At 63.9% G+C, this 26,284-nt stretch carries 15 protein-coding genes; 4 read left to right on the top strand and 11 right to left on the bottom strand.

Annotated features, from left to right (window positions below):
- Window positions 1-11 precede the first annotated feature (11 nt).
- From HBA99_RS10625 to HBA99_RS10615, 3 genes are read right to left on the bottom strand one after another with little or no spacing between them, the layout of a single operon-like run.
- Window positions 12-563, bottom strand: a complete 552-nt coding sequence (locus HBA99_RS10625; RefSeq protein WP_234798023.1) for an Mce protein — start codon at window positions 561-563, stop codon at window positions 12-14.
- A complete protein-coding gene (locus HBA99_RS10620; RefSeq protein WP_165615216.1) occupies window positions 560-1,129 on the bottom strand; it encodes an Mce protein in 570 nt (189 codons plus the stop codon). The genes HBA99_RS10625 and HBA99_RS10620 overlap by 4 nt, the downstream gene beginning before the upstream one ends.
- A gap of 25 nt (window positions 1,130-1,154) precedes the next feature.
- Window positions 1,155-2,309, bottom strand: a complete 1,155-nt coding sequence (locus HBA99_RS10615; RefSeq protein WP_070951072.1) for an alpha-hydroxy-acid oxidizing protein — start codon at window positions 2,307-2,309, stop codon at window positions 1,155-1,157.
- Window positions 2,310-2,581: 272 nt separating this feature from the next.
- Here HBA99_RS10615 and HBA99_RS10610 point away from each other — a divergent pair, with 272 nt between their 5' ends.
- Window positions 2,582-3,961 (top strand): SagB family peptide dehydrogenase, encoded by a 1,380-nt coding sequence (locus HBA99_RS10610; protein WP_070952247.1) that lies wholly within the window; start codon window positions 2,582-2,584, stop codon window positions 3,959-3,961.
- A 4-nt stretch (window positions 3,962-3,965) separates the two neighbouring features.
- Here the strand turns inward: HBA99_RS10610 and HBA99_RS10605 are convergent, their stop codons facing one another.
- From HBA99_RS10605 to HBA99_RS10595, 3 genes are read right to left on the bottom strand one after another with little or no spacing between them, the layout of a single operon-like run.
- The gene (locus tag HBA99_RS10605; protein ID WP_070951073.1) at window positions 3,966-7,448 is read right to left on the bottom strand and encodes a non-ribosomal peptide synthetase; all 3,483 of its coding nucleotides are present in this window, start codon (window positions 7,446-7,448) and stop codon (window positions 3,966-3,968) included.
- A 19-nt stretch (window positions 7,449-7,467) separates the two neighbouring features.
- A complete protein-coding gene (locus HBA99_RS10600; RefSeq protein ID WP_070951074.1) occupies window positions 7,468-12,027 on the bottom strand; it encodes a non-ribosomal peptide synthetase in 4,560 nt (1,519 codons plus the stop codon).
- Window positions 12,024-17,063, bottom strand: coding sequence for a non-ribosomal peptide synthetase (locus HBA99_RS10595; RefSeq protein WP_070951075.1), 5,040 nt, complete (start codon window positions 17,061-17,063; stop codon window positions 12,024-12,026). The genes HBA99_RS10600 and HBA99_RS10595 overlap by 4 nt, the downstream gene beginning before the upstream one ends.
- Before the next feature lie 229 nt (window positions 17,064-17,292).
- On the opposite strand from HBA99_RS10595, the gene HBA99_RS10590 reads away from it, so the two are divergent.
- From HBA99_RS10590 to nbtC, 3 genes are read left to right on the top strand one after another with little or no spacing between them, the layout of a single operon-like run.
- Window positions 17,293-18,057 carry a thioesterase II family protein gene (locus HBA99_RS10590; protein ID WP_064408601.1) on the top strand — a complete coding sequence of 255 codons (765 nt, stop codon included), beginning with the start codon at window positions 17,293-17,295 and terminating at the stop codon, window positions 18,055-18,057.
- The gene (locus HBA99_RS10585; RefSeq protein WP_070951076.1) at window positions 18,054-19,370 is read left to right on the top strand and encodes a beta-ketoacyl [acyl carrier protein] synthase domain-containing protein; all 1,317 of its coding nucleotides are present in this window, start codon (window positions 18,054-18,056) and stop codon (window positions 19,368-19,370) included. The genes HBA99_RS10590 and HBA99_RS10585 overlap by 4 nt, the downstream gene beginning before the upstream one ends.
- Complete coding sequence (gene nbtC / locus HBA99_RS10580) at window positions 19,363-22,452, top strand: nocobactin polyketide synthase NbtC (RefSeq protein WP_165615220.1); 3,090 nt, start codon at window positions 19,363-19,365, stop codon at window positions 22,450-22,452. The genes HBA99_RS10585 and nbtC overlap by 8 nt, the downstream gene beginning before the upstream one ends.
- Here the strand turns inward: nbtC and HBA99_RS10575 are convergent.
- The 5 genes from HBA99_RS10575 to HBA99_RS10555 all read right to left on the bottom strand — a co-directional run bounded on the left by HBA99_RS10575 (window position 22,433) and on the right by HBA99_RS10555 (window position 26,210).
- Window positions 22,433-24,382: a heavy metal translocating P-type ATPase gene (locus HBA99_RS10575; RefSeq protein WP_064408599.1), complete on the bottom strand. Its 1,950-nt coding sequence runs from the start codon at window positions 24,380-24,382 to the stop codon at window positions 22,433-22,435. The genes nbtC and HBA99_RS10575 overlap by 20 nt on opposite strands.
- Before the next feature lie 289 nt (window positions 24,383-24,671).
- Window positions 24,672-24,995, bottom strand: coding sequence for a hypothetical protein (locus HBA99_RS10570; protein ID WP_064408597.1), 324 nt, complete (start codon window positions 24,993-24,995; stop codon window positions 24,672-24,674).
- Between the two features lie 116 nt (window positions 24,996-25,111).
- Window positions 25,112-25,528, bottom strand: coding sequence for a putative copper homeostasis (lipo)protein LpqS (gene lpqS, locus HBA99_RS10565; RefSeq protein WP_070921794.1), 417 nt, complete (start codon window positions 25,526-25,528; stop codon window positions 25,112-25,114).
- Window positions 25,522-25,857, bottom strand: coding sequence for a hypothetical protein (locus HBA99_RS10560; protein WP_064408595.1), 336 nt, complete (start codon window positions 25,855-25,857; stop codon window positions 25,522-25,524). Before HBA99_RS10560 ends, lpqS begins: the two co-directional genes overlap by 7 nt.
- An 8-nt stretch (window positions 25,858-25,865) precedes the next feature.
- Window positions 25,866-26,210 (bottom strand): hypothetical protein, encoded by a 345-nt coding sequence (locus HBA99_RS10555; RefSeq protein WP_373877295.1) that lies wholly within the window; start codon window positions 26,208-26,210, stop codon window positions 25,866-25,868.
- Between the last annotated feature and the right edge of the window lie 74 nt (window positions 26,211-26,284).

Below are 26,284 nucleotides of genomic sequence, written 5' to 3'. Positions count from 1 at the left end.
TTCGTTGGCAGCTAAACGTATTCGAGTCTGCTCGCGAGCCAGCGACCGTCAATCAGCTCCATGGTCACTTTCATTCGGGACTTGTCGATGCGCGGATCAGGAAGTTGGCTGTTGGTGATCGCCTGATCCACCATCAACAAAACGACCACCTTCTTCTCAGGCGTGTCGAGGGTGTCGGATTGCACCGCGGACGCGAGCACCGTGCCGGTCGCGGTGGCGTGATTGTCAATCAGCAGCTGACGCAACTGCACGGAGCCCTTCGCGAACTGGTCCCTGAGCTCACCCGTGCTCAGTTCAAGGATTTTCGCGAAGCTCTCGTCGACGTTGCCCGAATCGATCGACGTCACCGTCACGGTCACCAGCTCGGCTGCCGTCCGGCCCTGCTCACGCAGCTCGTGAACACGGTGCTGGGTCGCCGCAATGGGTCCGTCGTGGAACAACTTCCAGCCCAATAGGCCACACGCGCACAACGCGACCACCGCCACGCCAACCATCACACTGGCGAATACGATCCGCAGCTGGCCACCGGGCGGCACGGCGTAGGGCGCCGGATATTCGTTCACAGCAGGTCGACCTTGCTTGTCAACCAGCGACCGTCCACCTTCTCCATCGTCATCCGCACCCGGCTCCGGTCCAGACGAGGCTCCGACAATGCGACGTTGGTCACCGACTGGTCGATAAACAGCAACACGGTGACCTGTGTGGCGGATCCGGACTGGATCGCCGATTCGACCACCAAGCCGGTGGCCTTCGCCTTGTTCTGAACCATCGTTCGACGCAGATCGGCACTGGATTTGGCGTAGGCGTTCTTGAAGTCTCCAGTGGAATTCTCGAGTACCTGGGCTGTGCTTCGATCCAGTTCCCGGTAGTCGACGTTCGTCAACAACGTCGCAAACGCCCGAGCCGCCTCGAGTGCTTGGCCACCGGCGGTATGCACTTCCGCCGATTCGGACGGCATTTCGCGTCGATCGCCCGCCAGTTTCCAGCCCAGGAATCCGCACCCGCCCAGGGCAAGCAAGGCGATCACGCCGGCCACGATGATCGTGACTGTCGCCCACCGACTCGGTGTGGGGGCAGGCACCGGGTATCCCGGATACGGGATGGGCCCCTGAGGCCACTCCTGAATCACTAACCCCCCACTCAGCTACCGTGCATCAAGGAAGACGCTGCACCGCCAACTCGTTGAGCGAAAGATAGCAGTTGACCGCCATGGTGAGGTCGGCTTCTGCCAGTAGCGACTGGATCACGTGTTTGACGCCGTTGGTTCCATCCAGCGCCAGCCCGTACACGTACGGCCGGGCCACGCCCACCAGGCTGGCACCGAGGGCGACAGCGCGTAAGACATCGATACCGTCACGCACGCCGGAGTCGAAGGTCACCGGAACCGGGCCGGCCGCTTCGACGGCCGCGGCCAGACCATCGATGGCCGGCACTCCCCCATTCGCCTGCCTCCCACCATGATTGGAGTAGGCAATGGCATCGATGCCGCGATCTACCGCCTGCCGAACGTCGTCGACGTCGCAGATGCCCTTCAGGATGATCGGCAGTTTGGTCAGTTCTCGATAGTGATCAATATCCGCCCAGGTGAGCCCGGGATGGCTGAACAGCGACGCCCACACCAGACCCGCGTGCATCGGCGTCAGTTCCCCTGCGGAACGCGCGCCCGCGATCTCGAGAAATCGGGGATCGGAGGTGTAGTTGGCCAGGCAATGTCCGTGCAGCATCGGCAGATAACCGTGTTTGAGATCACGGGGACGCCATCCCAGCGTGCCGGTATCCAGGGTCACCGCCAGAGCGTCGTACCCCGCCGCCTCAGCACGCCGGACGAAGTTGTCGGTCAGCTCGGCATCCGATGACGGGTACAGCTGGAAGATTCCGTATGAATCGCCGCGCTCGGCCGCGACCTCTTCCAGGGTGGCCGACGAAAGCGTCGAGTACATGGCGGGCACATCGAGGTCCCGGGCCGCTGCCGCCGTGAGCAGATCTCCGCGGTCGCGGACCGCACCCAGCACACCTACCGGGCAGATGAACAGTGGACTGGCGAGTTCGCGCCCCAGAAACGAGGTCGACATGTCTCTGGCCGTGCGATCTCGCAGCATCCGGGGCACCAGCCCGTACCGGCGGAACGCGGTGGCATTGGCGTCTTGGGTGTGCTCATCACCGGCGCCACCACGCACGTAGCCGAAGATTCCCTCGCCTAACGTCTGCTCCGCGCGGCTCTCCAGTTCGGCAAAGGTGAAGGGAAGGGTTGACACCTTTCCGAGTGCACCCGCGGCATAGAACTGGAGCTGGAAATCGCCGAAATTCATCGAGCACTCCTCATCGTTCGGACATTCGCTGGATGCTCAGCGTACTGGGCACTTTCGGCTTCATCTAGCACCATCGGCCGGATGGCTGAGCATGCTTGTCCGTCAGTCGCATGTGAAATGCGCAATGCAAGTAACTCGCGAGCCCACGACCCCGGCAGCTATCCACCCGTCCAGCAAAGGGAACCCGAGTTAGGGATACCTTACCGGGGTTCCTTATGATCGGTGAAACGCATACGCATTCGGCGTCGGCATACGTTCCCGGAAGGCTTCCGTTGTCCGCTCTCACCTACCCTGCTGGGACCCGGTTCGCCTTACGTGACGGCGCAACGTGCCTCGTCACAGCTGCGGGCGGGATACTCCTGAACCCGCCGCGCAACGAAAAACTCACCGGGCTGTCGCAGCAACAGCGGCGCGTGCTGAAGACTCTCAACAGCGGGCAGGCGACGCTATCGGAACTGGTAACCGATTCCGATAGCGACGCCATCGAGGCACTCATCGGGCGGCTACTCGAAGGTGGATGGCTTTCGCTGACGGTCCGTGACGACACGCATGACCTCTATGCCATCCAGTGTTTCGGGGTCCCGGGCCCGCAACCCGAAGATGCCACACCATCGGGCGTTCATCTGTCGAAATTCTCCGTGCTGCATCGTGATTCACGCGGATACGTACTCGAGAACCCGCGCGGTTGGTGTGATATCCGCATCCACGATCTGCGTCTGCTTCCCTTGCTCGACGGCCCCGCGGGCGCTCCCGCCGGCCTGGGCGAGGACCTCATCGCGCGGTTCCTGGCGGATTTGCGTTGGGGCGGATTCCTCGTCTCCAACCGTGACGAGGAGAACCACGAGTTCACCTCGATCAGTTGGAGCGCAGCGGACCTGTGGTTCCACCGACGCAGCACCCTGGGAGAACGCACCATCACCTGGGACCACTTCGGTCCCACGAAATGGGCGAAGGGCAAGTTCCCGCAGCCTGCAGCCCGCAAACCCAACTATCCGGGAAGCCCGGTCGCGCTGCCCGCCCCGGATCTGGCGACCCTCCGCACCCAAGACCCCACCCTCACCGCCGTCATCGAAGACCGGATCTCGGTGCGGGCCTTCGATGACGCCAACCCCATTACCCTCGAACAGCTTTCCGAGCTCCTGTATCGCACGGCCCGTACCCGTGGCGCCCGCTCGGAAAGCGAAGGCGAAGAACTGCTGTCGCGCCCCTATCCCTCGGGGGGCAGCGTGTACGAACTGGAGCTGTACCCGGTGGTACGCAACGTCGCCGGACTGGCACCCGGCATGTACCACTACGACTCCTTCGAGCACGTTCTGCGACCAGTGGCCGACGCCTGCTCCACCGCGGTCAAGCAGCTGCTGAAATCGACCTCCGCAACCCTTGAGGGCGGCGCCGAACCACAGGTGCTACTGGTGATGGGCGCGCGTGCCGGCCGAGTGATGTGGACCTACGAACAGGTCGCCTACTCGGCCATCCTCAAGCACGTCGGTGTTCTCATGCAGACCATCTATCTGGCCGCCACGGCCATGGGCCTGGGTGCATGCGCCCAGGGCTTCGGCGATACCGCGGCATTCACCGCTGCCGCAGCCGTTCCGGAGCTGCAGGAGTGCAGTGTGGGCAGCATGGTGCTCGGTACCCCTGCGGCCTCCTGACCGGTCAGGTGGTGCCGGCCAGGATCTCCTCATCGGTCATCGCCGCGATCTCCAGGTAGTGCCCGGCGACTACGGCCAGACGGTCAGGCGTGCCCAGTTCGATCTCGCGCTGCTTGAGCCTGTCGGCGAGTCCGGCGACGGTACGGGTGGCAAAGAGGTCTCCGACGAGCGCGTGCTCGACCGACAGCCAGTCACGCACGCGCGCAATGACTGTCGTGGCGAGCACCGAGTCGCCGCCCTGAGCGAAGAAGTCGTCGTATACCCCAATGGATTCCAGGCCCAGTACACCTGCCATCAGGTCGGCGAGGGCTGTGTCGAGATCATCCCGGGGAGCCGAGTCGGTGGCGGTCGTGGCCGCCTCGTCGAGCAGGGCGGTCACCGCTCCCCGATCGATCTTCCCGTTCGGCGTCAACGGCATCTGATCGAGGAGCTCGACACGGGCCGGAACCATGTAGCTGGGGACCAGGTCAGCGAGCAGCGTCGCGTAATCCGCCGACCGGTCCGGGGTACCCGACACCGCGGCAACAAGGATCGGCGCATCGCCGCCGACGATGGCCGCAACGGCATGACGGACGCCGGGGACCATGCGCAAGGCGCTCTCCACCTCGCCCAGCTCCACGCGATATCCGCGGATCTGCACCTGATGGTCCGCACGGCCCAGAAACTCGATGGTTCCGTCCGGCCAGTACCTGGCCATGTCGCCCGTCCGATACCAGCGCAGTCCGTCGTACTCGACGAATCGTTCCGCGGTGCGTTCGGGGTCCTTGCGGTATCCGGCCGCGACATTGGCGCCGCCCACCCAGAACTCGCCGGGGACCCAGTCCGGGCAATCACGACCCGCGGGTGAGACCACCCGGCACCGGACGTTACGCAGCGGAACACCGAAAGGCACTGTCGCCCAGTGCGCGGGCGGGTCTCCCACCACTTCGCAGATGGTGTTGTGGATGGACGTCTCGGTGGCTCCGCCCAAGCCGGAGAACCTGCAGCCCGGCACCTGTTGAGCCAGACGCGTCGCCAGGTCAGCGCCCACCCAGTCACCGCCCAATGTGACAGCCCGCAGCGAGTCACCCAGGCCGTTACCGCCGATCTCCAAGATCATGTCCAGCATGCTCGGCACACAGTTGAGAATCGAAACCTTGTGGCGCCGCAACAGGTCCACCCACGTGGTGGCCTCGGCGCGCTGTGCGACGTCGACCGCCACCAATGATCCGCCGACCGAGAACATGCCGAAGATGTCGTACACGGAAGCATCGAACTCCAGCGCCGAGAGCGCCAGCACCCTATCGGTGGGGCCGACGTCGAACCACTCGTTGACGGCATCGATGGTGTTCATCGCCCCGCGGTGCGGTACGTCCACACCCTTGGGAGTGCCGGTCGAGCCCGAGGTGAAGATGACATATGCGATCGCATCAGTCGCGGGAATGACCGGGGCGGCCAGCGGCTCACCGTGATTCCGGGCCTCATCAATGGACAGCGACGGCACCGGAATATCAGCGCCCGGAACGGTTATCGCCATCGCGACACCACCGGTCTCGAGGATGCTGGCACGGCGGCGGGCGGGCTGGTCGAATCCGATCGGGATGTACGTCGCCCCGGCGGCAAGTACACCGAGCACGGCGAGAATCTGATCGCGCCCCTTGGGCAACTGCACCGCCACCGCGTCGCCGGGCCGAACGCCACGAGCCTGCAGCGCGCCGGCCACTGCCAGGGCCTGCGCGGCCAGGTCGCCGTAGGTCCAGACCCCGTCCTCGTCGCCGAAGCCCCACACCACCGCGGATGCGCCGGGTTGGGTCTTCGCGAAATCGAAGAATCCTTCGTGCAGGCATCGGCCGCTCACCGGGCCGTCGGTCGCATTGACGGCGCGTCTGACCTCGGCCTGCGAGGCCGGAAGCCGCACGGCCGCATCGGCATTCCAGCCGTCATCACCGGTGCAGAGCGCGGCCACCGCATCGGTGTAACGCGCGAACATGGTGTCGACCATGCCGGCCGGGAAGGCCGACTCACGCACATCCCAGTTGAGCAGCAGTCCGCCACGTACCTCGGTGACCTGCGCATCCAGCAGGACCTGCGGTCCCTGGGAAATGATCCAGACCGGTTCGCCAAAGGTGTCCATGACCGACTTGGCGAACAGCTCTCCCAGATTCAGCGCGCTGGTGTACACCACGGGTGCCAACACCGGCTCACCGCGATGCCTGCCCAGGTCCCGGAGCACATTGAGCCCCGGGTACGCCGAATGCGCTCCGCTCTCGTACATATTGCGCTGCAACGCGCGAGCGCGGTCGGCCACCGACATCTGGTCGGTGAGATCGACGTCGAGCATGATCGAGGAGGTGAAATCGCCGATCACCCTGTCGATATCGGGGTGCACCGATTCGCGATGGAACAGCGGGACATTCAGCAGGAACCGGCTTTGCGCCGACCACCCTCCGACGGTTTCGGCGAACACCGCGGCCATCGCCATCGCGGGGGTGATGCCGCGCTGATGTGCGGCCGCCAGCAGCTGCTGCTTGGCGTGCGGTTCAAGCCAGTAGTCATAGCGCACGGTGCGGTGCGGTTCGGCCCGTTCACTCACCGGCACGGTGGGCAGCTCCGGCGCACCCGGCAGCTCGTCCAGCCGCTCGCTCCACCATTGACGGTCACGCTCGCGCGCCGACTCGTCGCCGCGCTGCTCGGTGCGATACCGCCGATAGGTGTACCCCAACTCCGGTTGTGCCGCACCGTGATACAGCGCGGCCAGATCGGAAACCAGCACCCGGTAGCTCATCGCATCACCGGCCAGCATGTCCACATCCAGGTGTAGCCGGCTGTTCTCCTCGTCGCGCAGGGTCAGGGTGACATCGAGCACCTGGCCGTCCTCGATCGCCAAACGCTGATGCGTCTTGCGTTCACGGAGCTCGGCCAATGCCGCCTCGATCGCATCATCCGCACGTCCGCGCAGGTCCACCACGCTGAAGACATCACGCTCGGGGGCGGTCAGAGTCTGCTGGGTGCCGTCGGGCAAAAACCTGGTGCGCAACATCGGATGTGCCGCGACGAGCTGCTCAACTGCCCGCCGAAGCCGCTCGGGATCGATTGCTCCACCGTCGAATTCGACGTACAGGTGCGCGGCCACACCACCGAGCTCCTGATCCTCCGAACGGCCAATCCAGTAGGCGTGCTGCATGGTGGCCAACGGGAAGGGCTCATCCTCCACCGCGTCCTCCGGGGTGTCCGGGGTGTCGATGGGCGTGACGCCGTCGCCAACCTCCGCGACCGGTGCCACACCCTCTCCCAACAGCGCATGCCAGGACTGGACCGACGGCTCGGCAGCGAGCTGCGCAAAGGTGATGCGGCTGCCGCGCTTACGCCATCCACCGGCCAGAGTCATCATGCGAATCGAGTCCAGCCCGAGCGTGATGAGGTCATCAACGTCCGAGATCTCTTGGGGAGCAATCCCGATGAGGTCTGCGACGGTCGCCTTGATCTCGTCCCTGCTGATTGATTCCATCCGTGCTGTCTTCCTGTCGCTATCCGTCGAGTGCCTGAGCCAGTGCGGCAACGCTTCGTTGCCACAGCCGCGCCAGCTGGTCGGCATCTTCCGAGGTGAAAAGGTTTGAGCTCCACTGCCAGTTGGTGACCAACTGAGGCCCCTCGGCGGTCGTCATCACCGCAGCGCCGATGTTGATGCCGAATCGCAGGGGTAGATCCGGTTCGGAGTCCGGAGGCACAGCGAGGCTTCGCCCATCCGTGATGAGGGACCACGGCTGGTCATCGATCCCGCTGATATCCATCCGGCCCACGTAATTGAACTGGATCTGCGGATCCCGTGCCGCGACCAGCTCAGCATTGCGCTCCGCATAGCGGAGCAAGCCATAGTCCAGTCCCTGATTCGGGATCTCGCCGAGACGCGCGTCAACCGCCGCCAAGAGCCGCCCGGCCGCCTCGCGGTCGTTCTCCGCCCGGTCGATGTCTATCGCCGACTCGCCCGCGCCGACACGAACCGGGTAGATGGTAGTGAACCAGCCCACGGTGCCGCTGGTGTCGGTGTCCAACTCGGAGTCGGCCCTGCCGTGCCCCTCCAACGACACCAAAGTGCCTGCGGCCGAGTCCTGCCCACGCTGTGCGCGCCAACTTGCCACCGTGACCGCCAGCGCCGCCAAGAGAAATCCATAGACACCTTCGGGCTTGTTCAGCGAGGCCAACAGGCGCGCGGTGGTGTCCACAGGTGTCGGTACTGAAGTGGTTTGCAGGGTCCCCCAGGTGTCGCGCGCTGGATCTGCATGCCGTGATCCGAGTTCCGGATCCGCACCGGATATTTGTGTGATCCAGTAGTCACGTTGCCGTGAGACGTCCTCGCTGGGCGCCCGCTGCTGCATCAGCTGACTCCACCGACGATACGAGGTGAATTCCATGGGCGCCTTGGGCACACCACCGGATGCCACCGCATGCCACGCGTCGGCGAGGTAACCCAACACAATGTGCCAGGACACGACGTCCATCGCCAGATGATGGACGGTCAACAGCAAGGCGTCACCCGATTCGGCATCCGCGAGCCAGGTTGCCCGAACCATGGCACCCGACCGCGGATCCAGCGCATCGAAAGCGTCCCGCGCGGCCGCGGTGATCGCGGCGTGAGCAGCTTCGCCTACGGGCAGTTCCACGCGGCTGAGCACGCTCTCGGCACGCACCGTCCCGGCTTCACGGGTGACCACGCGCGGGCCGTCGGGGGTGTCCACCAGGGTCGACCGCAACATGGCGAATCCATCAAGAAGCAGTTGGAGCATCTGCTCTATCCGCCGACTGTCGATGCCCTCGGGCAGCCGGACAAGCACTGACAGCGAGAGCCGACGGTATGTTTCACTCTCGTACATCCAGGACACCACCGGCAACGGCGGAACTTCGCCATAATCGGGTTCTCCCGCAAGCGAATCAATGCCTTCAGAACGGTTGGACCGATCGGCTCGTTCGTCAATGAGGGCCGCAAGCTGTCGAATTGTTGGCGCGGCCAACACCATCCGCGGGGTAATCATCAGGTCGCGCTTACGCGCCTTGTTGACCAACGAGATCGCCACGATGCTGTCAACCCCGAGCGAGAAGAAGTCTTCATCGATACCCGGCGCCGTTCCGTCAAACAGTTCGGCACAGCAGTCACACAGCGCGCATTCGGTGGTGGTGGCAGGTTGTGCCCCGTCGCCCCCGGAGCCGCCTCCCGACAGTGCATCCAGCGCAAGCCGCTCAAGCACGTCACCGTCCAATTTGCCATTCACAGTGACGGGCAGCCGCTCAAGCACGACCAAACGCGATGGCATCATGTACGACGGCAGTCGATCGGCGAGCCTCATCGCAGTCCGAGTGGTATCGAATTGGGCCAGTTCCTGTTGGGGCACAATGAATCCCACGAGGCTCGCGCCGCCGGCGCGGCGCACCACTGCCACTGCGGCGGTCTGCACACCCGGCTGCAGACGCAGCGCCGATTCAATCTCGCCGACCTCGACCCGGTAACCGCGGATCTTCACCTGGGAATCGGCCCGGCCCAGATATGCGAAACCGCCATGAGGTAAGCGGCGCACCAGATCACCCGTCCGGTACATGCGTTGCCCAGGTCGCTGGGGGTCGGCAACAAAGGCACTAGCCGTCACCGCCGGTTTTCCCGCATAGCCGCGAGCCAGCTGGGCCCCGGCAAGGTACAGCTCGCCCACGGCTCCATCCGGCACCGGCCTCAGCCGTGAATCCAGCACATAGCCGGCCATCCCCTGATTCGGCGTACCGATGGTGGGCGCCGGATAGTCCTTCACCCCTGCGACAACAGCTTCGACTGTGGTTTCCGTTGGGCCATAGCAGTTGTAGACGGCGGTCTCGGTCAACGCGCTCAGACGGTTCCACAAGGCGGCCTCAATGGCCTCGCCACCCAGCGCCAGCACGGGAAGCTCCCGATCCAGGAGCCCGGCGGCGGACAACTGCGCCAGCATCGACGGCGTGGTATCGATCATGTCGATGCCGTGCTCGACTATGCCCTGCACCAGTCGGTGCGCGTCCCGCATGGCCTCGGCATCGAACAGGTGCACGGAGTGCCCGTCCAATAGACCGATCATCGGCTGCCATGAGGCATCGAAGCTCAGTGACCAGGCGTGGGCGATCCGAAGCTTGCGCCCCAATCGGGCGGTGGCCGGCCGGTAGACCCGATCACGATGGTCGGCAGCGTAATTCATCAGCGCACCGTGTGTGCCGATGACGCCCTTGGGCTCACCCGTGGATCCGGAGGTAAAGATGAGATAGGCGCTCTGGTCAGGGTGCCTGGAGATAGCAGGAGCCTCCGCAGGCTGATGTGAGATCCGCTCCGCGGTCGCAGGATCGCCAAGCACTACCGTCCGGTGCTGCGCCCCTACGAGGTCGCCGTGCTCGGTAATGGTGATGACAAGTTTCGGATCAGATTGGCGCAGAATCGATTCGATACGTGCCGCAGGTAGTCCCATGTCGATGGGAACGTATGCCGCACCGGCGGCCAGTACCCCAAGGATGGCAATAATCGACTCGACGGAGCGCGGAAGTGCCAGCGCCACCGTCATTTCAGACCCCACGCCATGTTCGACGAGTTCATTCGCCAACCTGCACGCGGCGGCATGCAACTGTGCGTAGGTGTAGCTTTCTTTGGCCCCCGTCGTCAGGGCGACGGCATCGGGCTGACTCATCACCTGCCGCTCGAAGAGCTTCCACACCGAATCCACTGACGCATCTGCCGCGGATGCCGTGACGGCAATCTCCACCCGCTCGCCCGAGGTCAGGACATCAATGGCTCCTGGGGTCGCATCGCCGATATCCGGCAATTGACGTAACACAGAAACCAGCCGCTCGCCGACACTCGCTCCCGAAAAGTACTGCAGCGCTTCGGGAATCGCCTCGATCATCACCAACAGCGATTCGCCAAGCATATGCGAAACCACCGTTAGCGGATAGTGCGCCAAACTTTCCATCTCCACCGGGCGGAAGCGGGCACCGTCGGCCATCTCGACCTCTTGCACCGCGTCGCCGATCGGGGCGTTCTCGAAGACGAACAGGGTGTCGAACAACGCGGCACTACCCTCGGACCGTTGCAGCGCAGAAAGGCTCAGATATCCGATATCACGCATCGCCGCCGCTTCGCGCTGCAACTGCGCACACTGTTCGATGACCGACATCGAGTAGTCGATGTGGTGCACCATCGGCACCGAGTTGATGAAAAGCCCGACCATCCGTTCGACATCGGGAAGTTCCTTGGGCCGCCCAGACACGATGGTGCCGAACACCACATCGGTGCGATCCGTCAGCCTGCCGAGCACCAGGGCCCAGGCGAAGGCCGTCACGGTGTTCAGGGTGAGCCCGTTAGCGGCCGACCACTGACGAAGACGCGCGGTTTCCGCTGGGGTCAAAAGGAATTGCGATTTCTCAGGCACACTCTCATGTGCGGCGACAACACCATCGGCCAGCATGAGTGGTCCGGACACGGTTCCGAGATAGCGCGTCCACCGCTCGGTCGCAGCGGTGGTGTCCTGCGCGTTGAGCCACGCGATGTAATCACGGTACGGGCGAACCGTCGGCAATCCGTCGACAGATCCGGCCGCCTGATACGCAGCGAGCAGCTCGGAGAAGAAGATGGCGATCGCCCAACCATCCATGAGTATGTGATGGGTGGTGACGATCATCCGGCGATGTACGCCACCGGGCACCGTGAGAAGCAGGATTCGTATCGCCGGACCCTTGCCCAGATCAAACGGACGGCGGCGTTCCGCCAACGCGATGTCGTCGAAATCCGTTGTCCGTGCCTCACGCTCCTCCCACGGGATGTCCGCGTGCGAAGGCACGATCTGCACAGGCTTGGGCAACCCGCGATCCCAGAATGCGGCGCGCAGATTGGGATGCCGTGTCAGGAGCGCCTGCGCGCTGCGGTGCAGCAGATCGACGTCGAGCTCTCCCTCGATATCTGCAACGAACTGCATGCTGTACAGGTCGACGCTCTCATCGGCCAGCTGGGAAAGCGCAAAGAAGCCCTCCTGCAAGGGACTTAGCGCCAGCACATCCTCGATCTGCGGTTGCTGGTCGGTACCGGTCACGACTGCGCCTGCCAGGATGCGGTGAGCTCAGCGAGCGCTTCGGCGCTCAGACCAGAGGCACTCATCGGAGCACTGTGCTCCACTTCGGTTTCGGAATTCGAATTCGTTTCTGCCGCAACATTGTCAGCAGCGTCGACGGCACCCGCGAGTTGAGAGATGGTCGCACATTCGAACACCATTTGCGGAGTCATCGCCAACCCACGTTCAGCGGCACGCGTCGACCATTGGATGGAGATGACACTGTCTCCACCAAGGGCGAAGAAGTTGTCCTCCGGGTCGATATCACTAATCTCCAGCAGCTCTTCCAGGATGCCGATAAGCGCGAGTTTGGTCTCCTCGGACCCCTCACTCACCGGTGCCGCGGCACGTTCGTGCGCGGCGGCAGGCGCCGCTAGCAGTCGTTCCAGCACATCGGCAGGCAGCAGCACAACCTCAGAAACACGTACGTCCTGATCCGTGGCGAACGCATCGAACGCCGCGTCCAGCGCCCGCGCGATCAGTCTCGTCGTCTCGGGGTCGTACAGATCTGCGTTGGCCACCACCGAAACGTCGAGCCCGCCCGACGGGGTGACGTTCAGCGCGAAGTTCAGATCCAGATAGGAGACGTCCACCTCCATGGGCAGTGGTACCAATGAGGTCTCGCCAGAACCTGTCAGATCTCGCGCCTCCGTACCCCAATCCGCACCACGGAAATTCACCATGGTCTGGAACAAGGGATTCCAAGACAGGGAACGCGGTGGATTGATGGCCTCTACCAGTTTCTCGATGGGCAGTTCCTGGTGTGCATGCGCGTTGAGGGTGGCATCACGGCTTCGCTGCAATACCTCGCCCAGTGTCGGGTCCTCGGACAAATCGTTTCGCAGCGCCACCATATTGGCGAACAAGCCCACAAGATTCGCGACATCGGGGTGCACCCGGGCCGCAACCGGGCTACCGATCACGATGTCCGTACCACCACCGAGGCGATGCAGGGTGGCGGCCAATGCCGCCTGGTAGACCATGAACTCGGTGACACCATGCAGCTCGGCCATCCGAGTCAGTGCCTGCCTACGCTCGGGCGCGACGGTGAACTTTTCAACCTCACCACGTTTTCCGAGAATCTGCGGCCGCGCACGATCATGTGCCACCGCGATCTCGACGGGTATCCCAGCCAGCAGCTCGCGCCAGTAAGTGACCTCGGCCTGACCGAACTCGCTCTCGGCACCGAACGCATCGCGCTGCCACAGGACATAGTCCGCGTATTGCACCGGTTGGGGATCCCACTGTGGTGCCTGGCCCGCCGCTCGGGCACGGTATGCGGCCACAAGATCATCGACGATCACGGTGAATGAGACATGGTCCACCACCAGGTGATGCACCGCCAGGGCAAGCACGTGCTGCTCGGCACTCAGCTCCACAATCGAAGGACGAAACAGCGGCTCGGATTCCAGCCCGAAAATATGGTGTCGCAGCTCGTCCAGGGTGTCCGTAAGGTTGTCCGGATCCGTCCGGAGGATCGGAACCGACAGCTCTCGCGACGGATGCACGATCTGATACGGCCCACCCTCATGAATCGCAAAATTGGTGCGTAGCATCTCGTGCCGGGCAACCACGTCGTTGAGGGCGGCGATCAGGGCCGGTGTCTGCAAGGGACCGTCGAAGCGCAATGCCAGCCACATGTTGCCGATATCGGTAACACCCTCCATCTGACACTCGAACCACATCGACAGCTGGGACGAGGACAGCGGGAGACGTTCCGGGCGGACAGCTTGGACGAGATCCGGACGACCGTCCTGGGGAGCGACCTCCATCTCGTCAGAGTCATCGAGATCCAGCTCGTCGAGCTCGATCTCGAACTCCTCGCGGAAGTACGTAACGAGCTCGCCAGCGAGCCCCGCCGGAGTAGGGCTGTCGAAGACCGTGCGCACGGTCAGGTCGATGCCGAACTGAGCACGGATCTGCGCGACGAGGCGCGCAGCCAACAGCGAGTGACCGCCCAGCTCGAAGAAGGAGTCATCGGCGCTGATCTGCTCCCGCCCGAACAGATGCGAGAAGATCGCACACATCCGGCGTTCAGTAGGGGTGGCAGGAGCCAGAAACACCCTCTCCGCCATCGTTTCTGGGGCGGGTAGCGCCCGCTTATCAAGCTTGCCGCTGGTGGTCAGGGGAATCTCGGGAATGACTGCGAATGCGCTCGGCACCATGTAAGCCGGCAACGTTTCCTGAGCCCGGGCGCGCAATTCCTCCAGGTCGATTTCCCCGGCGGGACCATCGGACGCGGGCACGACATAGGCGGCCAGCATCGGCCCCACCTGCGCATCCTCCACCACCGTCACCACACAGCGACCGACCCGCGGATCAGCGCCGATGACACCCTCCACCTCGCCGAGCTCAATGCGGAATCCCCGCACCTTGACTTGCTCGTCAGCGCGGCCCACGAACTCAAGCTCACCAGATACGTTGCGCCGCACCAGGTCACCGGTGCGGTACAGCCGACCCCCGGAACTGAACGGGTCGGCCACGAACCTTTCCGCAGTGAGCACGGGCCTGCCACGATAACCCCGTGCCAGCTGCACACCTCCGAGATACAACTCACCGACAACGCCTGCGGGCACCAGCTGGAGCGCCTCATCCAACACGTATGCGTACACATTGCGATTGGGATGGCCTATCGGCACGATCGAATTGCCTTGGGGACCATCAACAGGCATGTATGTCGAACACACCACTGCCTCGGTAGGCCCGTAATGATTCCTCAGCTCAGCGTCGAACATGACGGCGAACTTGTCCGCCACCTCACCCGGAAGCGCTTCACCACCAACCGGAATGTGCCTCAGCCCGCGCAGCTCACGAGCCTCCGGCAACAACATCACCGAATTGAGCAGGGACGGCACCATGTGTAGCACCGTCACGCCTCGACGACGGACCAGGTCGATCACATACCCGATGTCGGAGAATGGATTCGGTTTGGGAAGGACAAGCTGCGCTCCCAAGGACAAGGGGCACAGGATGTCGGCCAACGAGGCATCGAAACTGACCGAGGTCGACTGCAGCATCCGATCCTCAGCAGTCATACTCCAGTCGACCATGAAGGACACCACATGCTCAGCGATCGCCTCATGTGCGACGGCAACCCCCTTGGGCCGTCCGGTGGACCCGGACGTGTAGATCACATAGGCCAGGCTCTCGGGCAGCAACGGGCGCAGCCGGTCCGTGTCGGCGACTTCGGTGTCGGAGAGATTGGCGGCCCTTTCCTCTGCGACCCGAAACTCGCTTTTACCCCATACAATCCGGGGATTCGCATCGGCGGTCAGGTACTCGATCCGATCCTCGGGAAGCGCGGGATCGATGGGCATGTAGGCCGCGCCCGACTTGAGGACCGCGAACATCGCGACGATGAACTCGACCGACGTCGACATCTGGAGGGCAATCACATCCTCCGTACCAACCCCTTGGCCGATAAGCCATCGCGCGACGCGATTCGCGCGACGATGCAGTGCCTCGTAGGTGAGTTCCAACTCATCAGACACCACAGCTAAGGCATCCGGTGTTGTCCGAGCCGCTTCTTGAAGAACGTTCACGAGCGTCGTGCGCGGGACATCGGACAGCGCTCCGCGTGACTGCGCCAGCACCACCGAACGCTCTTCGTCGCCAAAGGGATCCAGCCGTGCGAGTGGCTCCCCGGGGCGGGCTAGACCATCCTCAAGCAGCCGCCGATAGTGTGCGAGGAGCTGATCCACAAGCCACTGCGGCAGCGCATCAGTCTGATACTCGATCTCCACCATGGTGCCCGACGAATCCGCCGCGATCGCCAGTGCGAGCGGCACTTGCGCGGCACCTCCGTCGAGATCAATTCTGCTGGTCTCCACGCCGGCCAATCGGTATCCGTTGGGATCCTTACGCATACTGAAACCGAGCCGCACCAGATCATCCAGCCCGTCACGGCCGGTGGAACGACTCGGATTGACCTCGCGCACCACCTCGTCGATCCCAATGCTCTGGTGGCCAAACGCTCCCAGGCACGCCTCACGCACTGCGGCTACGTACGCGGCGAAACCCATACTCGGATCCACGGCAGCCCGCAGCAGCACAGTGTTGCCAAAATAGCCAATTGCCTTTTCCGCGTTGGCCTTGCGCTCCACTACGGGAATGGCGACCAAGAAGTCAGTTGCCCCGGTGTACCGATGAACAAGCGTTCCGAAGGCCGCCAACAGGACCATGAACGGCGTCGCCGAGTGGGCGCGGGCGAACTCCTCCATCCGCCCGGCGGTGTCGGAAGACAACGGGATTGCTCGCCGCCGCGCCCTTCGGGAGGTCGGGTTTGACGACGAGGAGCCCGGAAGGTCCAGGGAATCCGGAAGGGGCGTCAGCGACTGACGCCAGTAGTCGATGCCGACATCCGACGTCTGGGACTCGACCGCACCCACCACCATGAATTGAGGGGCATCGCCCTCAACTGGGCGGGAGTTGTAGTAGTCGCTCAGCTCGGTGAAGAACACCTCCCAGGAATTGTCGTCGAAGCCGATGTGGTGCACCACCAACAGCAGCACGAACTCCTGTGCATCCATGCGGAGTAGCGTGATCCGTAGCGGCGGGTCGACGGTCAGGTCGAACGGGCGGCCAAGCTCACGCTCGGCCAGCGCCCGAAATTCCCGCTCCCGAGCACTGTCCTCAAGATTCCCTAAATCTATAGTGGTCCAGGGAAGTTCGACATCTTCGGTGAAGACCTGATACGGCTCTCCGGCGGCGTCAACACCATACGTAGTGCGCAAAATGTCGTGGCGCCGGATGATCGCCGCGAAGGCGCCGCGCAACCTAGTCTCATCGAGAGAACCGCGCATCCGATGCGCAACACCGACATTCAGCGTCGTGTCAGCCTCATCCTTGACCTGCAGGAACCACATGCGCCGCTGCCCTGGCGCGAGTTCGCGCCGCTCGCCCGCCTGGACCCGCGGTGCCGCATCGGTGGCGGCTTGCGCCGCAATACCGCTTTCGGCGAGCCGTTTACGCAGCAGCTCCCGTCGGCGGTCCAGTGCGGACAGCTGCTCGCCGCTCATCGGGCGTTACCACCAGGGACGAAAGCCTGGAATCCGAACGACTCCGCGCGCATGAAACGAACCACCTCAATCTGGGAACTATGCCTAGCCTTACCTTAATGTCTGTCGGCAGCACCGAGTGACGGCCCATGGGTGCTGTCAATCACCACGCTCCGAACGCGAGCTGCGTACCCAACACCGGGTTACGTTAGGCTAATCTAACTATCTGCAAGTTGGAAGGAAGCTCGACGTGGATCGCAAACTCGGATGGATCAGGCAGTTCCACAAGCCAGAGTCACCCGATGCGCCATTACTACTGCTTTTTCCGCACGCAGGCGCTGGCGCTTCGGCATATCGCATGCTTTCGAAAGCCGCTTCAGCAAATTTCAATGTCGTGATATTCCAATATCCCGGGCGACAAGATCGCGCCGGTGAGCCCGCGCTGCCCACGCTTAACGATATTGCGTCGGGAGCGTTCGCCGAGTTCCGATCGTCCGAGCACAACCGCGGCCTTTCGATCCACACCTTTGGCCACAGCATGGGCGCGGTCGTCTCCTTCGAGTTCGTCCGGCTGGCGGAGGCCGCCGGACTGGACGTGCGTCAACTGACCGTCTCCTCGGCGGTGGCGCCGGCCAATATCGCCGGCAAGCCTGCCCTGCCGACCGACGATGACGCGGTACTGGCCCATATGGGCGCCCTCGATGGCACGAATTCCGCGGTCATGGGCAGTCTCGATGTCATGCGGATGGCGCTACCGGTCATGAAGGGCGACTACCGGGCCTTCAACGCATACGAGTGTGCCGACGGAGTTAGGGTTGCCGCGCGTATCCACTCGATCGGCGGGGACCAGGACCCCATGATCACCATGGCCGACCTCTACGGTTGGAGTAAGCACACCGATGAACTCGAAGTGACGTTGTTCGATGGCGGGCATTTCTTCCTGAACTCCCAGACCGAAGCCCTGGCCGAGCTACTGGCAGGGAACGCAGCCCGCACAATCTCGCCGCAACGATGAGCACCACCGACGCCGATCCTGTTGTCATCTCCGGGATGGCCATCGAGGCGCCCGGAGGAATCGACACCCCCGCAGCGTTCTGGCGCGCACTGGCCGACGGCCGCGAGCTCATCAGCCCATTCCCCCGTGATCGCGATTGGCCTATCGACGAACTGTTATCGCTGTCCAATCTCGACGGCTGGGGCCGTGTGTCCGATGCGGGTGGATTCCTTACCGATGCAGGCGCTTTCGACCCGACCTTCTATGGCATCACACAACGGGAGGCTGTCGCAATGGACCCGCAGCAGCGGGTGGCCATGCGCTCGGCATGGAAAGCTCTAGAAAACACCGGCCTCAACCCCGGCGCACTCGACGGCTCAGAGGCCGGTGTATTCATTGGCATCTCCCCCAATGAATACGGTCCTCCGGTCGGCGAAGTCAACGCCCATAGCGGCATGCGTGTCGTAGGTCGTGGACAACTCGGCGCCGCCGGCCGCATCTCGCACCAACTTGGACTTATCGGGCCATCCATGTGTATCGACTCCGCATGTGCCTCGTCGCTTGCCGCGCTGCACGTCGCCGCATCCGCCGTTCGAGCCGACGAATGCGAATGGGCCATCGCGGGTGGAGTCTGTGTCATGGGATCACCCGGGGGTTTCTATGAGTTCTCACGGATGCACGCACTGGACCCCGACGGGCACTGCCGCTCATACTCCGACGAGGCGAATGGCACCCTCTGGGGCGAGTGCGTCGGAATGGTTGTGCTGGAACGTGAATCGCGTGCACGCGCTCTAGGACATCGGGTGTACGGACGTATCATGGCGGTCCGCACCAACCATAACGGCGGCGGTAAACCCATTCTGGTGCCGCGAGGACGCGCACAGGCCAAATTGGTGGCCGCGACCATCGCCGCCTCCGGTGTCGATCCCGCCGACATCGGGATGCTCGAAGGACACGGAACCGGCACCCGTGCGGGTGATCCGCTCGAGATCCTCGCGCTGCAAAGCACGTACGGAGCCGGCGGCTCCAACGCGCTTCTCGGATCGGCGAAATCCAATGCAGGGCACGCTCAATCCGCTGCCGGCATGATGGGCCTGATCAAGCTGCTCTTGTCTGGTCAGCATGGACATATCCCACCGACGCTGTTCGCGGACAACCCCACCACCAAGGTCGACTGGTCCATGACCGGGATCCGACTGGCCACGAAACTGCACCCTTGGGAGCCGAAGAACGGCCTCCGGTGCGGCGCGGTCTCGTCCTTCGGAGCCGGGGGCGCCAATGCCCACGCCATCATCGCGATGCCCGCAGAGGGAGAGGACGGCGACGATGTCTAGCCATCGCCTACCTAACGGAGCCGTCCCCATTCTGCTCTCTGCGGATACTCCGGAGGTACTGCGCAGGGAGGCCTCCGCGCTCCTCGCGTATGTGCTTGACCACCCGCAAGTCGCCCCGGATCGCATCGCGGGCATGATCTTTCGGACCCGCATTGCACGCCGCTACCGTGCGCTGATCGTTGCCGAAGACCGCGACCGACTGGAAGCTGCTCTGCGCGCCGTGGTCGCCGGCACGGACCACGTCCACGTGGTCCGCAATGCCGAGCCCGCGTCCTCACGCCGACGCGGATTCGTGTTCCCCGGGCAGGGCGGGCAACGCCCGGGAATGGGGAAACTCTTCTACGACCGATTCCCCGATTTCCGCACAGAGGTCGACCGATGCGCGGAATTGTTCAACGCACAGTTCGGCCGTTCACCACTGAATTACCTTCTCGACGAACATCTCCCCGCAGATGACAGCGCAAGCACGGTTCAGCCAGCCCTTTTCACCCAAATGGCCGGCTTAGCCGCGCTGTGGCGTGCGGTGGGTGTGACCCCGCACGCCACCATCGGACATAGTCAGGGCGAGATCGCCGCGGCCTACGTCTCTGGCGTGATGTCCCTTGCCGATGCGGTAACCGTGGTGGGCACCCGAGCCAAGATCGCCGACGAGTTCCCCGCCGACGACTACACCATGGCAGTGATCGCCGCCGACCGCGATACTTGCGAGGAACTTCTTGCCCGGCAATCAGGTTGGGCCGAACTCTCGGTGATCAATTCCCCGTCGATGGTGGGAGTCTCCGGCCACCACGAGACCGTCCACCAGATCGTGGAACACCTCACCCAATCCGGTGTCTTCGCACGGACCATCGCGGTGCGATACCCGGCTCATACCAGCAAGATCGCGTCGATCGGCGCGGATATCCGCAGGGCACTTGTCGAGCGCCTCGGCGTCAGCGAGTTCGAGCCTTCCGAAATCGATTGCATCGGAGCGACACTCGGTACGCCGATTACAAATGATACCCCGCTGGAGCAGTACTGGTTCTGGAACCTGCGCAACATTGTCCGCTTCGATCGTGCCATGGCGACTGCGGTGAGATCCCAGGTTGACACCTTCGTGGAGTTGGGCGAGCACCCCACGCTACAGCTGGCGATCCGCGAGAACCTCTCGACTCTAGGCTCCGAACGCGCCGCGTGCGTGGTGGGCACATCCACCCGGGCCGCAACGGATCTGGCCGACTTCACCGCCAACCTTGCGAACCTCGCCGTGCACGATCTCGACTACAACTGGGATGCGCTGCGCGCCGAGACATCCGAACCAGTTTCGCTACCGCTACGCGACTTCCCCAATGTCCAGAACAACGATGTTCCGCTCTGGTTGTCGTACCGTGGGGCGGGCGGTGGAGTGTCGGTACCCAAGCAGCCCACCACTACGGACGCCGGTCGCTCGGAACACGATGCGGACTCCCTCTCGCACCCACGACTGTTGCGCGAGGCCTGGACCAAGGTGACCAGGCGCTCGATGATGCCGCCACGAGCCTACGGATTCATTGATGCCACCGGTGAGGCCGGGGCACTCACCGCGGCACTCCGGGACTGCGCAGCGGATTTCGGTTCGTCAGCCCACATCATCGGCAACGCAGAGGTATCCGGTCCCGGAGACGCAGACACTGTGGTGATCGTGCTGCCCGCTGCGGGACATCTGGATGATCCCGGGGCGGCCGACGCGGTGGCTCAGTTCTTCGGCGACCGCACGTGGTGGCCAGAGCTGTCGAACTCTGTCACCGGTTGCTGGATTGTCACGGTCGGGGGCGAAGAGGTTGTCGCCACAGACGCATCGCCACATCCGGTGCACGCCGCGATCGCCGCCGGGTTCCGTTGCATGGGTGCCGAACACCCAGGAACTGTCTTTCGACACCTGGACCTCGCGCCCGATATCGCACACCCAGATAATGCCAGCACCATCTTGGCCGCGCTGCAATCTGCCGGAGAATCGGAGTTGGCGCTCCGGGCAGACGGCATGTACGCCAAGCGCATTCTGGATGCCGATCAGGACGGTGACCACGAAACCGCAACTGCAGTACCCGATCACGTCGTGATAACCGGCGGAACAGGAAAACTCGGTCAGGAATTCTGTGAGCACTATGCCCGGCTGGGTACCCGACAGATCACCCTGATCAGCCGTTCCGGCGAGACTGACACCGTGACCGGACGGCTCGACGCGATCCGCCGCAGCACCGGCGCGACGGTCCGTGTGCTGTCGTGTGATGTGACCGATGCCTCTGCTGTCGCCACGCTGGCCGAGGACCTACGTGAAGCCCCCGCGGACCTCATCATCCATGCCGCGGTGGACTATTCGGATCTCCCCTTCAGCGAGATTACGGTCGAGCGGTTCCAACAGGCGCTGCATGCGAAGGTCGCAGGGATCACGAACGTTCTCAACGCACTGCCCCGCACCGATTTCTGCCGCGTCGTCTTGTGCTCATCCCTGGTGGCAACGATCGGCGGCAAGGGCCAGCTGATGTATGCGGCGGGCAATCGGATGCTGGACGTGCTCGCGACCCGTCAACGTGCTGCCGGACTGGATTGCGTGTCCGTGCAGTGGGGCCAGTGGACCACGCACCTCGATCTCGATGACACAGGCATAGCGAAACTGGCTGCGGCGGGAGTCCATCCCATGAGACCCGCCGATGCTCTCGCGGTCGGAATGGGGCTACACACTGGCAACACCCTTGTCGGGGCGTTCGATCTCACGCAGGCTCGTGAAGTACTGGGCGTCTTCGGATACGGTCCGCTGCTCTCCGAGCTCGTGGACATCAGCACGCCTGTAGCGTCCACCGAGGCAACTCGGCCCGCGGCGGTGGCTCCCGAGAACCGACCCGGACATCTTGTGCAGTTACTCGCTGAGGTCATCGGAGCCGACCGTGCCGACTCCATCGACACCGCCATGCCCATGGTGGCGATGGGCCTGGATTCGTTGCAGGCGCTCGAATTTCGGCGACGCGTACAGGCTGAGCTCAATTTCGAGCTGCCAGTGCAAGATCTACTCGGCGGCGCCTCCGTGGACCATGTCATCGAGGCTCTCACCGCCCAGGTGCGGTAAGGATGCGCCGCACGGATTGTTCCGGACGAAGATCCAAGCGGCGCAGCAACTGTGCGTTGAGCGCGACCACCACGGTGGATGCCGACATCAGGATGGCCCCCACACTCATCGGCAGCACGAATCCGATCGGGGCGAGCACACCCGCCGCCAACGGAACCGAGATCAGGTTGTATCCAGCCGCCCACCAAAGGTTTTGCTTCATCTTGCGGTAGCTGGCACGCGACAACTCGATAACCGAGAGCACCGATCGCGGATCGGAGCTGCCCAGGATGACGCCGGCCGACGCGATCGCGACATCGGTCCCCGCTCCGATCGCGATACCCACATTGGCTTGCGCGAGCGCGGGGGCGTCGTTGACACCGTCACCGACCATCGCCACGGTGTGTCCTTCGGACTGCAACTGCGCCACCGCTGCCGCCTTGTCCTCCGGCCGCACCTCGGCGAACACCCGATCCACGCCGAGCTCAGCGGCCACCGTGTTGGCCACGGCATGTGCGTCACCGGTGATCATGACCACCGATACACCCAGCCTGTGTAGCGCCTCGACGGTGTCACGGGACTCCGGCCGGATGTCATCGGCCAAGCGCAGCGCGCCCGCGACCTGCCCGTCGGTCAGCACATGCAGAATGATCGCACCTTCGGTACGCCATCTGTCGGCGATCGGTAGCTCTTGCGCACCATGCCTTTTCAGTAAAGCAGGGCCACCCACCGCGACCTGCACGCCTGCGACGTCCGCGGTGACCCCCAGCGCAGGCTCGGAGGAAAAGCCGCTCGCGGCAACGATCGGCAGTCCCCGTCTGCGAGCGGCCTCCACGATGGCGCGAGCCAGTGGATGCTCGCTGTCGGTCTCGGCCGCGGCCGCCAGCCCCAACACGGTGTCGGCATCGCGTCCGCCGGCAGGTTCGACACCCGTCACGGTGGGGGCACCCTTGGTCAGCGTTCCGGTCTTGTCGAACAGCACGACGTCCACGGTGCGCATCTGCTCCAGGGCCAGGCGGTCTTTCACCAATACCCCGCCCCGGGCCGCACGCTCGGTGGCGATGGAGACGACCAGAGGAATGGCCAGACCCAACGCATGCGGGCAGGCGATCACCAGCACCGTGATGACGCGGACCACTGCGGTGTCGGGCTCCCCCAGGATCGTCCAAGCCACGGCAGTCAGCGCGGCAGCACCCAGAGCGAACCAGAACAGCCATCCCGCAGCGGTATCGGCGATCCGTTGCGCGCGCGAGCTGGAGGCCTGCGCATCGGCGACCAGCCGCTGGATCCCGGCCAGCGTGGTGTCATCACCGACCGCGGTGACTTCCACGCGCAGGCCCGAATCGGTGGCCACGGTTCCGGCAACCACCTGATCGCCGATCTGACGGCGCACCGGATGCGACTCCCCCGTCACCATCGATTCGTCCAGATGGGCACTGCCCTCGGTGATTCGGCCGTCGGCGGGCACCGAGCCACCCGGACGCACGACAACGATGTCACCGACCCGAAGATCGGCCGGCGCGACGGGCACCACCGCGTCCCCCTCGACGCGTTCGGCACTATCGGGCAGCAGTGCCGCCAGCGAGTCGAGCGCCGACGTAGTCTGCGCCAGCGACCGCATCTCGATCCAGTGCCCCAGCAGCATGATCACCACCAGAAGCGCCAGCTCCCACCAGAAATTGAGCTGGTGATCGATCAGGCCGAGACTGGCGCCCCACGATGCGACAAAGGCCACCGTGATCGCCAGGCCGATCAACAGCATCATTCCCGGTCTGCGTCCGCGCACCTCGGCGACCGCCCCGGTCAGGAAGGGCTTGCCGCCCCAGAAGTAAATGACGGTGCCGAGAACCGGCGATATCCACGGGATCCAGCCGGTGGTGGGCAGTTGGTAGCCGATGACCATCGCAAACATGTCGTTGAACGCGACCACCGGCACCGAGAGCCCCAACATGATCCAGAACAACCTGCGGAACTGCCCGACATGATCACCATGGCCGCCATGGTCATGATGCTGATGGCCGGTGTGATCCGCATGCTCCCCGGGTTGGCCATGATGCCCGTGATGCCCGTGATGCCCGTGATGCCCGTGATGCCCGTGATGTTCGTGCATGCTGCCATGCGCAGCATGCTCGTCCGATTCGCATGTTGCGGCCGGCGCGTGAGACGACGGATGGTCAGGGTGGTCCATATGCGAACTCATACCCCCGATTAAATACCCCCCAGGGGTATCCGTCAAGGGATTAGCACTGGATATCGACGTGGTACACGCTGTACAGCCATACCCGCCTGGTGGGCCCCGACGAGATGTTCGGGTAAATACGCGGGTTGCCGAAGACGTCGAGATCTTTGCGTACCCGCGTGGCCACACATTGCGACAGTGGCTTGTTGCCCGCCTTGGTGACGATGACCTTGTTGCCCTGAGCCTTGAGAGCATCGATGACTTGTTGGGCGTCGCCGAGCGCACCCGGGCCGGCCTGGGCGACCGGAGCCGCCAGTAACGCCGCCGCAAAGGCGGCCGCGATCAGTGTCAATGTGGGCAGTCGCCCGCAAAAAGTGGTGTTCATGGCACAAGAACCTCTATGTGTAAGGCCGCACCGAGGAGGCACGGAGGTGACTGATGGCTGGCTGCAGGCCAGAGCTCGGATGCGTAGACGCATGCGAAAACCCGGCCCGGCCGGGATCAGCGCCGCAGTACGCAGAGGCGATGGATGAGGGTGCGACCGCTGACTGTTGTTGCGGCTTCGGTATGTGGCGGCGGACCCCGAGTCACCGGTGGACAGATCACAGAGAACACGCAGACGACGATCACGGCCGCGACCAACCACAGCAGTCGCGCCGCGGCGGGCGTGGCCATCGCGGTAACGGCCTCGCCGACGACGGTGCATAGGAAGGCCTGAGCCTGCCCGATGTGATCATGCCGCTGGGCCGCGACATCGGTGAGCTGCTGAGAGGACCCAGCCGCGACAGCATGGTGAAGCGAAGTGGCCGCAGCCTTCACGTCGCGGTGCATCGCCGCACACGGCAACACAAGCACAACAAGGACCGCCGCCATAACGACGCCCACCGCAGTGCGCAGCATCCGGGAAGTGGTCAGCATTGAACGTCGACGTACACGGTGCGGTATATCAGCTGTGTCCCTACCCCGTTGGCACGTTTCGCGCGGTTGGGGTCGGCGATGCGAGGCTGAGTCCACCAGTACTGGGACTCTCCTTCGCGCACCGATGTCACGGTGCACATCTGCAACGGCTTGTCGCCCGTGCGCTGGACGACGACCTTGTCACCTTGGCGTTGCAACTGCGTGATGACCTGCAGCGCATCGGGCGACGCCGGACCGGCCGAGGCGGCCGCAGATGTAGAGACGGCCAGACCCGCCACGAGGATTGCTGCCGCCAGGATGGACCGACAAGGAAAAATGTTGCGGTACATGATGTTCCCTAGCACTGCACGGTCACGTACATGACATGGGAGGCCAGCTGACGCTTGGCCGGGCCTTTGCGCTGCGGCACCTGGTCGTAAATGTGCCGGCCGACCCGTATCGAGGTTGCGGTGCATTGCGACAGCGGCTTGAGCGGCCCACTGCGGTTGATGATGACCTGATCTCCACGGAGTTTCAATGCGGCAACAAGGGCCTGGGCGTTACCCGGCGCCTGCGGCCCCGGTTGCGTCGGGCCCGCGGAAGCAGGCACTGCCAATGCGATGGCGGCGAACCCGGCCGCCAATGCCGATCCGCCGAGGCGACCGGCGACTGCGCGCGGCGCAGCCAAAGATGATGTAGCCACGATAATCGTGTCCTTATCTGAAAAGTGTTGGAGTCATGCATGATTGGCGAAATGCAGCGCGCCACAGCCCGCGG

Source organism: Mycobacteroides chelonae, assembly GCF_016767715.1.
In the GTDB taxonomy this organism is placed as follows: Bacteria; Actinomycetota; Actinomycetes; order Mycobacteriales; family Mycobacteriaceae; genus Mycobacterium; species Mycobacterium gwanakae.
Note: the sequence above shows the minus strand (reverse complement) of the source record. Positions and strands in the feature narration are given on the sequence as shown.